Consider the following 12,608-nt stretch of genomic DNA (forward strand, 5'->3'; position numbering starts at 1 on the left):
GAGGACTCCCCGGCCAGAAACACCGTTCCTGGGACAGGCCCCTGTTTCTAGACTAGGATCGCGGGTCGTGGCGTGGGGGCGGCCCCCGTAGCCCAATGGCAGAGGCAGGCCTCTTAAAAGGGTCACCGGTGTCGGTTCGACTCCGACCGGGGGCACCGTCGGGGTGCTGCGCGGATGTCATTCTGGCCGGTTATCTTGTCGGGCCGTCGCGGTGGCGCGACCGGTTTCAGGGGTGCGGTGTGATCGCGCTGTCCGGCTTCTTTCTGTAGTGTTTATTCGTGTTCGGGTCGCTCTGATTCCGGGGTGACTGCCGCGTTGTGTGTCTGGATGTGAGGTCAGGGTTATGGCTCAGGTGACTCGGGTGGAGCTGCTGGATGACCTGGAGGGGGGTCCGGCGGACGAGACGGTGCGGTTCGGGGTGGACGGCAAGTCGTATGTGATTGATCTGAAGTCGGAGAACGTGGAGTTGTTCCGGGCGGCGGTCGCGGATTTCGTGGCGGCGGCGCGGCGGGACACCACCGGTGGCGTGCGGGTAGCGCGACGTGCGGCGTCGACGGATGAGATGAAGGCCCGGAACCAGGCCATCCGGGAGTGGGCCCGGGAGAACGGGTACGCGGTCGCGGATCGGGGCCGGATCTCAGTGGAGATCACGCACGCCTACGAGCAGAACCACTGAGATTCATACTGGCGCGATGAAGGAGCGCTCGATGTCTGTGCTGGCGGGTACCGGCGGCGACGATGCTGTCCTGGACATCCTTGATGGTGTCGAGGACGGGGTTGATGGTGATGATGAGTACGACTTTTTCGTCGTGGGTGGATGAGGCGGGGTGACCGAGCAGATGACGGCGTTCCCGGAATTCGCAGCGGCGGCTGGGGCGTCAGCAGCAGGTCCGGGGTCGGGTGCGGTGCGGTCGATCCAGGGTGAACAAGCCGACCGGGCGCCGGGGGCCCGGCCGCGGGCCTCGGATGATGATGTCGACGCCTACGTCGACGGTGTGTCGGATGAAGTCCTGGCCTGTCGGGAACGGGGCCGGCACCTGTTCCCCACGATCCGGCAGGCCGGTATCCACTTCACCGGCGTGGACGAGACCGGGCTGTTGCTGCGCAGGTTGCGGTGTGGGTGTTGCCGGTTGGCGGTGAAGGTGGAGAAGTGGGAAGGCGCCCAGGTCGGTGGCCGGACCCGGTTCCGCCGGGTCGCCTCGACGCTGGACTACCGGGTCGGCGCTGACGGGGAGCAGTATTTGGCGCCGTCCGGGTCGGGGTTCATGACACCCCGTCAGGTCGGGGACGCGATCGCGTCGAAGGCGCTGTCCGGGGCGACGCTCGCGGCCCTGCAACGCGCCGCTGCCGAAGCCTCGGACGAGGAATGACAACCCACACGGCCCACACGGCCCACACGGCCGGGCGGGTCGGGTCGGTCGGATACCGGCGTGTGGTGGGTGTGCGGTAGTGGGTGTTCGCACGGTCCGGTTCTGCGACATCACCGGTGTCGAGTCCGATGACGTCGTTCATCACGAGCTGCAGATCGACCAGATGCGGATAGAGATCGACCTTCTCGACACCGAGAGGCTTATTCAGGCCCCGTGAAATAACGATCTAGCCCGGCGTGTCGGGTTGGGCGACAGCCCGTCCATCGCGAAGATTGGTTTGCCGAATCAATCCAAGATGAACGGGCTGCCGCAGTATGTACTATACCACTGGTTTCCGGCGTGATGAAATTCAGGATCTTGTCGCTATAGTGTATGAGCAGGATCAGCGGGACGCGACGGAGGCACGTTTGTCTTGGCCGCCGGTTCTGGGGTTGTTCTGGTCGGTGGTGATCACGTTGGCGTATCTGCGCGGGAATCGTGTGCAGTGGGAGTTGGCGGAAACCTATGGGGTGTCGCAGTCGACGGTTAGTCGAGCGATCACGGGGGTGACACCGTTGCTGGCACAGGCGCTGCGGAGTGTCGTTCCGACGGCAGAGGAGCTTCGTGCCGATCGGCAGTACATCATCGATGGAACCTTGCTGCCCTGCTGGTCATGGGCCGCGGTGCCGGGTCTGTGGTCGGGCAAGCATCGCACCACCGGCGTCGTCGTCCAGGTCGCAGCCACCCTGGAAGGGCAGCTGTCGTGGATCTCCGACCCGACCCCAGGCTCCCGACACGACCTATATTGCCTCGACCAATCCGCCGCCCTCGACCACCTCGCCACATACCCCCCGATCGGCGATAAAGGATACATCGGGCGCGGCATGCTCACCCCGTTCAAAAAACCACCCGGCCGGGAACTTCTCAACTGGCAAAAAACATTCAACAAGAGCCTCAACCACACACGCGCCACCATCGAACGAGTCATCGCCCATATCAAAACGTGGAAAGTTCTCCACACAGACTACCGGCGGCCCTACGCCACATTTAAAACGACAATCTCGGCACTTACACGGATACACCTTCCACTGCAGGTCACAGCGTTGCTGGGGGCTGTTGTCAGCGGTGGTTCTCGTTGCAGGAGTGGGTGCGGAAGAAGAGCGGTGACCCGGCTGCGGAGCAGGTCCGGCGGGACGAGGCTCGCGCGGCTCGGTATGCGCAGCGAGAGGGTCTCCGGAAGGTGTATCGGGGTCGGCGGGTGCGCGCGTGCGGGCTCCCGGGCCTCCGTCCGGACGCCTCCGTCGTCGCGAAAGTGACGGAAGTCACAGAGGGTTGTGGGAGGGTGAAGCGGGTCGCGGGGATCGCGGGGTTGATGCGGTGCGGGACGGTGTGGACGTGCCCGGAGTGCTCGATGCGTATCTCGGTGGAGCGGACGGCGTTGCTGGGGAAGGTGGTGACGCGGCACATCGAGGATGGCGCTCGGGTGATGACGCTGACCCTGACGTTGCGGCACTTCGCTGAGCACGAGCTGGCCCTGTCGGTGAAGGCGTCACGGACGGCTTTCAGTCGGGTGACTGATGGCCGGGCGGGGATGCGTGACTACGTTGAGCTGGGGCTTCGTGGTTGGTCGCGGTCGCCGGACCTGACCTGGGGTGTCGAGAACGGTTGGCATCTGCATCAGCATGTGACGGTGGTGTTCGAGCCGGGCACGACCGATGAGCAGATGACCGAGCTGGCTGAGGGGTGGTTCACCCGCTGGTCGCGGGGTGCGGTGGCCGCGGGCATGCCGGCTCCGGATCGGGAGCATGGTCTGGACTTCGAGATCCTGCCTGACGGGGACACCGAGGCGGCCCAGGCCTGGGCCGCTTACCAGGCCAAGGGCATCGCGGCGGAGCAGCTGATGGCCGGTCACAAGAAGGCGAAGGGGATCTCCCGCACGATCGGCGAGCTGATTCATGATGCAACGATCGGGCGGACCTACGAGAACCCCGACACCGGACAGCAGGTCCAGATGGTCGATCTGCAGGCCCAGGAGCTGCTGCGCGAGTTCGAGAAGGCGATCAAGGGAGTCCCGCAGATGACCTGGTCACGAGGCAAGCACGACCTGCGCAACATCCTGTCCGAGGAGGAGAAGACCGAGCGCAGCGACGAGGAGATCGTCGACGACGACTCCCTGGACGGGGAGGAGGTCGCGGTCATCCCTCGCGAGTCCTGGCCGCAGCTCCAGCCCCGGGTCCCGGAGTTCCTCTCGATCATCGAACGAGAAGGCACCGACGCCGCTCGGGCCTGGCTGGACGCGAACGGCATCGGTTGGGAGATGCCGACCCGGCTCACAGATACGAGACGCCGAGGCGTGAGACCCGGCTCTGAGATTTAAACGACCATGATTTTCATTGTTGATAGGTGGCGAAGGCGTCACGAGGAGAAGAGTTGAGATCGTCTGATGAAAGAGTTTGGGGTCCGGTTATTCTGCAAGCGGCTGAATCTATTGTTGTGCATGGGATAGACTTGAATGTCCAGGATGAGGTGGAGACGTACTGGGATATTGTTTTTGCCAACAGTTATCAGTATGCAGTGGAAGAATTTGCCGATCGAGCCGACGAACGTCTCGACGAGACAGCTGCAGCCCTTGCTCAAGTTCTGAGCCGGGGGTGGTTAGGGTCCGCCGACGTTGTCTCGCCTCAAGGGGTTTTCTCTGACTCAATTACTCTTCGGGCCACCCAGATTGAGAACCCCGAGGATGACCTGTACGGAGACAAGCCGCTGGGAGCATTCTGGACATCTTCTTATCTTCCTAATGGAGATAGCGCATGGTCTCGCAGTGAAAAAAGTGAGTTTGCCAGCCTAAACAGAAAACTGCGCAACTTCACATTTCGTTTGCCTCCGCCGCGGGATATATTCATTATTCGGTATCCGGAAGATTACCGACGGCTCGTTGCTGATTATCCACGCAAACTTCAGAACGGCCGGACTGTGGTTGATTGGCGCCGAGCGTCGGATGACTATATGGCGGTCCGCCTGACAGCGTGCGGTCTCGCGCTGGCACACCATTTTCGTGTCGTAACTCCGGCGGGAGTTGCATGGCTCAGCGGATGGGACGCTGAGTCTACTGCGTGGCTTCACTTGCCCTGCAACGCGGACCTTGATAACTGAAGTCGTGGTCATAGAGGTTCATCCAGGGTGATGACGAAGTGTAGTGTTTCCCCAGGTCGGGATCGTAGTGAGGTCGCTCGCTAGGAGTTCCTGAATAAGCCTCATAAAGCTACTAAACGTGTGTAAAAGCAATAGTTGGTAATTCTGAGTGAGCCTGTTCGGCTTACCGATATACGGAGGAAAATGCGCTTTCTGAAGATTTTTATTGCCGTACTCTTTATCTCTGCAGTGGTTGTCGGATCAGCTTTTCTTAACCCTTCGGAAGCGTATGCTGCTACTAAGACGATCGGCGACTGTGACATCATTATGGAAGTGCCTCACGCTTCAGGGCACGTCCGAGGAAATGTTACGGTTGATCCGCGAATCAAGTGTAAGACCAAGCAACGATATCTTGGCGTAACCGCAGTAATGGAGCGTAAGTTTCCCGGTTCGCAGTACACGTGGAAGATTTCAGCTAAGCGCAAGGGAGACAACGTAAATTATATGAACGCCACTCCTAATGAACGATGCCAGAAAGCAGACTACCGAGTTAAAGCGGATTTCTTGATTGTCGATAATCGCGGAGTGCGCCATGAAGAGTTCGGCTATGTCTCGATCTGGAAGTCCAATCCGTGTAGGCTGCTGTGATAGCCTACTAATTGGGTCGAGTTGTCTGGTTTTAATTAGCCGACTGTGCAAAGTTAGTTTTATGTGCCACAACTGTTCTGCACGCTTTCATTCAGGGTGCGACTTGCTCCGGTAAGTCCGTGTGGTGCTACTCGGCACTGGCGCAGCTTGCCTGCCTCGCCGACGTCCTGATGATTCACGGCTAGCGCGCATCCCGTAGCGGAACAAGCTGCCGTTCTCCGCGGGCGTCGGTGGCCGGGAGTGAAGTGTTTGTGCGGAACCGGCGTCGGGACCGGGATCACAGCACTGTGAGGCTTATTCAGGCTCCGTCAGGTAAGTGTGTAGAAGATGAGTCCGATGACTGCCGAGATTGTCGTTTTAAATGTGGCGTAGGGCCGCCGGTAGTCTGTGTGGAGAACTTTCCACGTTTTGATATGGGCGATGACTCGTTCGATGGTGGCGCGTGTGTGGTTGAGGCTCTTGTTGAATGTTTTTTGCCAGTCGAGAAGTTCCCGGCCGGGTGGTTTTTTGAACGGGGTGAGCATGCCGCGCCCGATGTATCCTTTATCGCCGATCGGGGGGTATGTGGCGAGGTGGTCGAGGGCGCCGGATTGGTCGAGGCAATATAGGTCGTGTCGGGAGCCTGGGGTCGGGTCGGAGATCCACGACAGCTGCCCTTCCAGGGTGGCTGCGACCTGGACGACGACGCCGGTGGTGCGATGCTTGCCCGACCACAGACCCGGCACCGCGGCCCATGACCAGCAGGGCAGCAAGGTTCCATCGATGATGTACTGCCGATCGGCACGAAGCTCCTCTGCCGTCGGAACGACACTCCGCAGCGCCTGTGCCAGCAACGGTGTCACCCCCGTGATCGCTCGACTAACCGTCGACTGCGACACCCCATAGGTTTCCGCCAACTCCCACTGCACACGATTCCCGCGCAGATACGCCAACGTGATCACCACCGACCAGAACAACCCCAGAACCGGCGGCCAAGACAAACGTGCCTCCGTCGCGTCCCGCTGATCCTGCTCATACACTATAGCGACAAGATCCTGAATTTCATCACGCCGGAAACCAGTGGTATAGTACATACTGCGGCAGCCCGTTCATCTCGGATTGATTCGGCAAACCAATATTCGCGATGGACGGGCTGTCGCCCAACCCGACACGCCGGGCTAGATCGTTATTTCACGGGGCCTGAATAAGCCTCAGTGGTCACCAGCTGCTGGTTGCGACCTACGGATCTGCGGTGGAGTGACGATTCGACGTCTGCCGCAGCATGGGTTGTGTCTTGGAGATGGGCGTTCGCCGCGGGTGGGGCGGACTGTATTTCTGGCGCGAGAGTTATCGAGTATTGTCTTCGGTGATTTTTGAGGGGTCTTCGCCTCGTTGAAGAGCGGCTAGTCGTGCTGCGACGAGCTCGTCGCTTGGGCCGGGTTGCCAGGGTTTCAGCCACATCATCTCGATGGCTCCGGCGCAGAGTGCTGTCGCGCATGCGTAGACGGGAATGAAAGGGAGAGCCATCCTGAATGCAGCACCTGCTCCGGCGGCTGAGAGGAATGTGAGGCCAGCGTAAAGTAGGCACCAGAGACGCCAGGAGTCTTCCTTGGGGGTTATTGGAGCAAACACCCTGAAAGGGGCGACGATGACGACAAAAAGATAGGCTGATATTGCCGCGCCGACTACTTGAAGGATTGGACTGTGCGTGGGAGGCAGGTCACTTGCCCACTGGTATCCGAGGCCAGCTATGAGCGCTCCGGCGAGCACTCGGAGCCACCCGACAAATCCGAATGCAAACGCGATGATGAAGCCGATCCAGCGCCCCTTGATGAGGAAGCGGTCCGGCGAATGGGGTTCACTATCGGACATGGGTGCTAGATGTTACTGCACTTGGCGATGACACCATCGATGCCGATGATCTTCTGAAGGATCGTAGCAGCTTCCTCTCCCAGATCGGACACGCTCGGTTTTGTGTTCAGTTTCTTGATCGCGGCCATCAAGGAGCCGTAGACCTTCTTCGCGTCCCGGATGATTTTCACGAGCTTCGCTGCGGGGATCCCGGTGGTGATGATGAACTCGCCCAGCGCGGCGATGCAGGCGGCGACCCCGGCGGGGTTGAGGCGGTCGTGGGCTGTGTTCCGATGGAGTGCGTCGCGGACGGCGTGTGGATTGTCGCGCTGGTCAGGGGGTAGGGAGGCCAGGGCGCGTTCCAGTTCGGTCGCGATCCGTTCCAGGGCGCGGGCGATCTCTTCATCGCTGTGGTTAGACGGGAGCGCAGCGGGAAGAGGTGTCGCCGGTGCGGTGATGGCAGTGGATGACGACGTGTGCTGTACGGGTGCGGCGGCCGCGAATCCGGTGGTCATGCTCATCGGGATCGCCACTGCCAGGATCACGATGATGGTGTGTTGTGCGTACGCCGTCGTGCTCACGCTCCGTAGTACAGCACGATGCGAATTGTCCGATCAAGATCGGATACTTATCGCACATGCGTGGCCACGGAGCGTGCAATTCCGGTGCAGGTGTTGTCCGAAATTGCATGTATGCGCGTTTTCGCCTGTTTAGGGGTGTTGTCGTGGGGTGTGGGTGTTCTGTCGTTTCCGTGCGAATTGGGTCGGGGGCGGCGGGGCGGGCTGTGCGGTGCCGATGGTGGTTCTGGTGACGACGCCGTCGGCGGTGCCGGTCGCGTCGGTGCTCTCGGCTGCTGGCACCTGGTCCGCGGAGCTCTTTTGTTTCTGCTGGTCAGGAACGCGGTCCGGGTGCTGTACCTGGGCGGGTACGGCGGCGTGGGCAGTGCCGGGGGCGATGTGCTGGGTCTCGGTGGGGTGCTCGGCGGTGAGGAGGGTGTCGATGTAGTCGTCGTCGGCTGCGGTGCCGGCGCCGCGGGCCGCCCGGAGCACTTCGCGCTCGAAGACGTTGGTCGGGTCGAGCTGGTGAATGTCGAACGGTGTCGGCGGCACCTGCTCCCGGTCCGGGGTCTGTTCCTCGGCTGTGGCGGCGTCGGTGTTCTGCCCGTCGGCGGCGGCGTCTCCAGCGGCGGCGTCTCCGGCGGTGGTGTCGTGTCGCCTGCGGAAGGTGATGCTGCGGTCGAGGATAGAGAGCCTTTTCCATCGTGATTCTGCTGGTCAGGGGCTTGGTGTGGGTGGTGGTGTAGCTGGGTGAGGCTCCCGGTAGGACAGCAGTCGTCCAAGATCGGCTGTCTCACCAGGAGGCTCGGTGTGTTGTCCTACCCTGCTGCGATCGCGTTGTCGACTCACACTCTTGCTCAGCTGCGCTCCATGATCGCTGGGCAGCGGTGTGCCAGCGGGGGGCGTTGGTGGCGGATCACCGCCGGTCAGCAGGCGTTACTCGTCCTTGCCTATCTCCGTAACGGTGACACCTACGCTCGGCTCGCGGCCGGGTTCGGGGTCGCTACCAGCACCGCCTGGCGTTATGTCCATGACACCCTGGCCCTGCTTGCCGCTCTCGTCGAGGACATCGACCAGGTCGCGGCCAGGGCGGCGGCGTTGGCCTGGGTGCTGTTGGACGGGACCCTGGTCCCGATCGACCGGGTCGGCGGGCAGCGCCGCTACTACTCCGGACGACACCGCCGCCACGGGGTGAACGTCCAGGTCCTCGCCGACCCGTTCGGCCGCCTACCGTGGGCCTCACCGCCGACACCGGGGGCCACCCATGACGTGACCGCCGCCCGCGCCGCCGGGGTGATCGCCGCCCTGACCAGCCGGAACGTCGAGACCTGGGCGGACAAGGCCTACGGACAAGGCCTACCAAGGCGCCGCAGGGACCATCCGGACCCCCTACAAACGCCACCGGACCCGCCCACACCTGTCGACCGGACAGAAAGCGGTGAACCACGCTCACGCCCGGATCCGGTGCCGGGTCGAGCAAGCCGTCGCCGAGCTCAAAGGCTGGCACGTGCTCGACCGGCTCCGCTGCTGCCCCCGCTACGCGAGCACCGTCATCGCCGCGATCACCGTCCTCAACCGGATCGAAACCCGCCGCCGACCAGCAGAATCACGATGAAAAAGGCTCCCGGTATATGACTAAGAGCGTGTTTGAGAAGTCCATATCGAGGGCCCGGGGCGGGGCACGGCGCCAGCTTCTGCCACAACTTCCGCAGGTGGATTGAACAGGGGCTGTTACTCCGACCTCGGCACAGCCCTCAATATCCGCTTCTCAAACACGCTCTAAGAGCGTGTTTGGAAATTCTAGTGGGTTGAGGGTTTCGTGTGTTTCTGCTGGCGAGTGGCGGGGTATCCGCGGGCGATGCGGCGGGTGGTGGTGTTGATCGCGGCCCAGCGGATCATGGCTTCGGATGTGGCGGGGTGGCGTTCGTAGTCCCGGGCCAGGCGTCGGTGTGCGGTGAGCCAGGCCAGGGTCCGTTCGACCACCCACCTTCGTGGGAGGGCGGCGAATCCGCGCTGCTCGGGTGGCTTGCGGATGACCTCGATTGTTGTCTGCAGGATCGTGGCGGCCCAGTCGAGCAGTCGCCCGGCGAATCCGGCGTCGGCGTAGACGAACCGCACCCTGGTGCGCAGGTAGAGGTCGAGCAGGATCGGCTTGGCGCCGTCGCGGTCCTGTACCGAGGCCGAGCACACCGTCGTGGTCAGCAGCAGACCGCGGGTGTCGGTCACGATGAACCGTTTCCGCCCGCCTGTCTTCTTCCCGGCGTCGTAGCCGCGGGAGTCCTGTCCGACGGTGTCGGCGCCCTTGACCGACTGGGAGTCGATGATCCCCGCAGTCGGCTCCGGATCACGGCCCTCGGCGATCCGTAACTGCCCCCGCACGACCGGGAGGATCTTCTCGGTGACCTTCTGCTGTTCCCACTGGTTGAAGTACCAGTAGACGGTCTGCCAGGGCGGGAAGTCCACCGGCAACGCCCGCCAGGCACACCCGGTCCGCACGACATACAAGATCGCGTCCAGCACGTCCCGACGAGCATGAGCAACAGGCCGCCCCCGCCGCGCGAGCGGCGGTAACAACGGCTCGATCACCACCCACCTCCCGACACGACCTATATTGCCTCGACCAATCCGGCGCCCTCGACCACCTCGCCACATCCCCCCCCGATCGGCGATAAAGGATACATCGGGCGCGGCATGCTCACCCCGTTCAAAAAACCACCCGGCCGGGAACTTCTCGACTGGCAAAAAACATTCAACAAGAGCCTCAACCACACACGCGCCACCATCGAACGAGTCATCGCCCATATCAAAACGTGGAAAGTTCTCCACACAGACTACCGGCGGCCCTACGCCACATTTAAAACGACAATCTCGGCAGTCATCGGACTCATCTTCTACACACTTACCTGACGGAGCCTGAATAAGCCTCACTGGGCATCACTGGTATCCGAGGGGTACCGGCGCGGTCGTTCCTGCATGCCGACCACGATGGAGCACCCCAGCCGTGTCGACCATCCCGACACACCCACCATTTCCAAACACGCTCTAAGAGCGTGTTTGAGAAGCGTCGGCGCGCCTCCGTGACTGTCGACCGCTGGTTGATCAAGCCTGGGGTGGATGACACGACGTGTGCAGCGCTACCCATCCGACACCAGCGACGCGCAGTGGGAGTTGATCGAGCCGCTGCTGCCCGACGTGCGCACCGGCGGCCGCACGGAGAAGCACCCGCGCCGCGCGATCGTGGACGCGATCCTCTACGTCGTCCGCAACGGGTGCGCATGGCGGGCGCTACCAGCAGACTTCCCGCCGTGGCAAACCGTCTACTGGTACTTCAACCAGTGGGAACAAGCCAAGGTCACCGAACAGATCCTGCCCGTGGTCCGCGGACAGCTGCGCGTGCAGGAAGGCCGCAACCCGGAACCGAGCGGGGGTTGATCGACTCCCAAAGCGTCAAAGGCGCCGACGCCGTCGGGCACGACACGCGCGGCTACGACGCCGGGAAGAAGATCAACGGCCGCAAACGGTTCATCGTCACCGACACCCTCGGACTGCTGCTGTGTGTGGTCGTGTTGTCGGCGGGACGGCAGGGCCGCGACGGCGCCAAGCCGGTCCTGCTCGATACCTACCTGCGCACCCGAGTCCGGTTCGTCTTCGCCGACGGAGCCTTCGCCGGACGGCTGGTCGACTGGGCCGCCATGCTCCTGCGAACCACGATGAGCATCGTGCGCAAGCCCGCCGACCAGCGCGGCTTCGCCGTCATCCCGCGCCGCTGGGCGGTCGAGCGGACCTTCGCCTGGCTCACCGCGCACCGCCGCATCGCCCGCGACTACGAACGTCACACCGCCATGTCCGAGGCGATGATCCGCTGGGCCGCGATCAACACCATCACCCGCCGGATCGCCCGCGGCGGCCCCGCGACCCGCCAACAGAAGCGTGTCTTCACCACCACAAGTTGAGCTTCTCAAACACGCTCTAAGCCGGTTCTCCTACAAGCGGCGCAGCTGGCTGAGGGCTGCGTCGAGCTGCCGCTCAACCTGACGGAGCGATTCGACTGCGTCGCCGTCGGCACTGGAGTTCGCGACCTGCCGGAGTTCCTCGATGAGGGTGCTGAGACCACCCGCGAGCGGCAGAACCAGCTGCCGGGTCTGCGTCGCTACCGAGGCCACATTGCTACTGCCTCCACGCTCGACGCCCGTCGTCGGCTCGGTCGAAGCGTCCTCGTCAGCGGACACTCCCCGAGCTGCGTCAGATCTGTCGACCGGTACGTCCGTAGTCGCTTCGGTGGCAGCTTCGGACTGTTCGGCTGTTGCGACGCTCTGGGGAGCCGTGGCAGGAGATGCGGTGTTTCCACCCGACTCCACATGCCCGGGGCCTGCGTCCACCGGGTCCTCTTTCCGAACGGCCGGCGGCAACCACGGTGGTCCCTGCTGTGCCACGAGCGCCTGGTTCTCCGGACTGAGCGAGTAGAGATTCCGAGCTGCCTTGATGCCGAGCTCTCCCCGCGAGACGAGCTCCTGCAGCTCCGGGATGAGCTTCAAGAGATTGACGCGCTGCTGGACATACGCGAACGACTTACCGATCGTGCTAGCAATCGCCCGAAGACTTCTCCCTCGGTTGAGCTGCCTCTGGAGGAACTCAGCCTCCTGAAGAACCGGCAGGTCACTCCGCTGCAGGTTTTCGACGAGGATCCTGCTCTCGATCTGGTCGGCTGAGGTGATTCCCTCCGGCGCCTTCACCTCCAGCGAGGAGAGATCAGCAATCGCTGCGGCCGCGAGCCGGCGGTTTCCGATGATCACGACCCAGGGTGCGGACGAGAGAGCTTCAGCCGACTCCGGGAGTGCCAGCACGAAGTCCACCCGAGAGACGACTTCAATCTGCTGGAGCTGCCCGTGCTGGCGCATCGTATCGGCGAGCGCGGCCAGCCCCTCGTCCTCTTCCGGCCGGGGGTTCAAGGGGTTGGGCTGCAGCTGATCGATAGGCAGCCTGCTGGGCGGCGCGGTGATCCGAGTGCGTAGCGCCTCTCTAGCGCGATCCGCCACCGGAGCCGCAGCGCGACTCCGCTCCATCGCGCCGTAGTCCTTCCTCTTAGCCATGA

The 12,608-nt window shown here is 62.8% G+C and carries 15 protein-coding genes, 1 tRNA gene and 1 pseudogene; 13 read left to right on the forward strand and 4 right to left on the reverse strand.

The features are described 5' to 3' along the window. Positions 1-81 precede the first annotated feature (81 nt). The 8 genes from KPL59_RS11625 to KPL59_RS11660 all read left to right on the forward strand — a co-directional run bounded on the left by KPL59_RS11625 (position 82) and on the right by KPL59_RS11660 (position 5,129). Positions 82-155, forward strand: a tRNA-Leu gene (locus KPL59_RS11625). A gap of 188 nt (positions 156-343) precedes the next feature. Further along, positions 344-676, forward strand: coding sequence for an Lsr2 family protein (locus KPL59_RS11630; RefSeq protein WP_226351925.1), 333 nt, complete (start codon positions 344-346; stop codon positions 674-676). A gap of 229 nt (positions 677-905) precedes the next feature. Further along, a complete protein-coding gene (locus KPL59_RS11635; protein ID WP_226360810.1) occupies positions 906-1,370 on the forward strand; it encodes a hypothetical protein in 465 nt (154 codons plus the stop codon). 79 nt (positions 1,371-1,449) lie between these two features. Further along, positions 1,450-1,587, forward strand: a complete 138-nt coding sequence (locus KPL59_RS11640) for a hypothetical protein (RefSeq protein ID WP_226360811.1) — start codon at positions 1,450-1,452, stop codon at positions 1,585-1,587. 97 nt (positions 1,588-1,684) lie between these two features. Then, positions 1,685-2,665, forward strand: coding sequence for a transposase (locus KPL59_RS11645; RefSeq protein WP_226360812.1), 981 nt, complete (start codon positions 1,685-1,687; stop codon positions 2,663-2,665). Between the two features lie 56 nt (positions 2,666-2,721). Then, on the forward strand, positions 2,722-3,726 hold the full coding sequence (locus KPL59_RS11650) for a protein rep (protein WP_226360850.1): 1,005 nt from the start codon (positions 2,722-2,724) through the stop codon (positions 3,724-3,726). A 26-nt stretch (positions 3,727-3,752) separates the two neighbouring features. Then, a complete protein-coding gene (locus KPL59_RS11655; protein ID WP_226360813.1) occupies positions 3,753-4,502 on the forward strand; it encodes a hypothetical protein in 750 nt (249 codons plus the stop codon). A gap of 183 nt (positions 4,503-4,685) precedes the next feature. Next, entirely contained in the window at positions 4,686-5,129 is a 444-nt protein-coding gene (locus KPL59_RS11660) for a hypothetical protein (protein WP_226360814.1), read from the forward strand. Positions 5,130-5,437: 308 nt separating this feature from the next. Here the strand turns inward: KPL59_RS11660 and KPL59_RS11665 are convergent, their stop codons facing one another. Continuing rightward, positions 5,438-6,202, reverse strand: a complete 765-nt coding sequence (locus KPL59_RS11665) for a transposase (protein ID WP_226359944.1) — start codon at positions 6,200-6,202, stop codon at positions 5,438-5,440. A gap of 783 nt (positions 6,203-6,985) precedes the next feature. Further along, the gene (locus KPL59_RS11670; RefSeq protein WP_226360815.1) at positions 6,986-7,540 is read right to left on the reverse strand and encodes a hypothetical protein; all 555 of its coding nucleotides are present in this window, start codon (positions 7,538-7,540) and stop codon (positions 6,986-6,988) included. A gap of 60 nt (positions 7,541-7,600) precedes the next feature. Here KPL59_RS11670 and KPL59_RS11675 point away from each other — a divergent pair, with 60 nt between their 5' ends. Then, positions 7,601-8,224: a hypothetical protein gene (locus KPL59_RS11675; RefSeq protein ID WP_226360816.1), complete on the forward strand. Its 624-nt coding sequence runs from the start codon at positions 7,601-7,603 to the stop codon at positions 8,222-8,224. Positions 8,225-8,326: 102 nt separating this feature from the next. Further along, positions 8,327-9,131: pseudogene (locus KPL59_RS11680) on the forward strand (transposase family protein). Between the two features lie 185 nt (positions 9,132-9,316). Here KPL59_RS11680 and KPL59_RS11685 read toward each other — a convergent pair. Then, positions 9,317-10,168 carry an IS5 family transposase gene (locus KPL59_RS11685; RefSeq protein ID WP_226360817.1) on the reverse strand — a complete coding sequence of 284 codons (852 nt, stop codon included), beginning with the start codon at positions 10,166-10,168 and terminating at the stop codon, positions 9,317-9,319. On the opposite strand from KPL59_RS11685, the gene KPL59_RS11690 reads away from it, so the two are divergent. The 3 genes from KPL59_RS11690 to KPL59_RS11700 all read left to right on the forward strand — a co-directional run bounded on the left by KPL59_RS11690 (position 10,127) and on the right by KPL59_RS11700 (position 11,469). After that, on the forward strand, positions 10,127-10,423 hold the full coding sequence (locus tag KPL59_RS11690; RefSeq protein WP_226360851.1) for a transposase family protein: 297 nt from the start codon (positions 10,127-10,129) through the stop codon (positions 10,421-10,423). The two genes, KPL59_RS11685 and KPL59_RS11690, sit on opposite strands and share 42 nt — an antisense overlap. A 219-nt stretch (positions 10,424-10,642) precedes the next feature. Then, complete coding sequence (locus KPL59_RS11695; protein WP_226360818.1) at positions 10,643-10,948, forward strand: transposase; 306 nt, start codon at positions 10,643-10,645, stop codon at positions 10,946-10,948. Beyond that, positions 10,945-11,469: a transposase gene (locus KPL59_RS11700; protein WP_255676971.1), complete on the forward strand. Its 525-nt coding sequence runs from the start codon at positions 10,945-10,947 to the stop codon at positions 11,467-11,469. The genes KPL59_RS11695 and KPL59_RS11700 overlap by 4 nt, the downstream gene beginning before the upstream one ends. Before the next feature lie 30 nt (positions 11,470-11,499). Here KPL59_RS11700 and KPL59_RS11705 read toward each other — a convergent pair whose 3' ends face one another. Further along, positions 11,500-12,606, reverse strand: a complete 1,107-nt coding sequence (locus KPL59_RS11705) for a ParB/RepB/Spo0J family partition protein (protein ID WP_226360819.1) — start codon at positions 12,604-12,606, stop codon at positions 11,500-11,502. Positions 12,607-12,608 lie beyond the last annotated feature (2 nt).

Origin of the sequence: Pseudonocardia sp. ICBG1142, from assembly GCF_020496255.1 — a bacterium.
Classification (GTDB): Bacteria; Actinomycetota; Actinomycetes; order Mycobacteriales; family Pseudonocardiaceae; genus Pseudonocardia.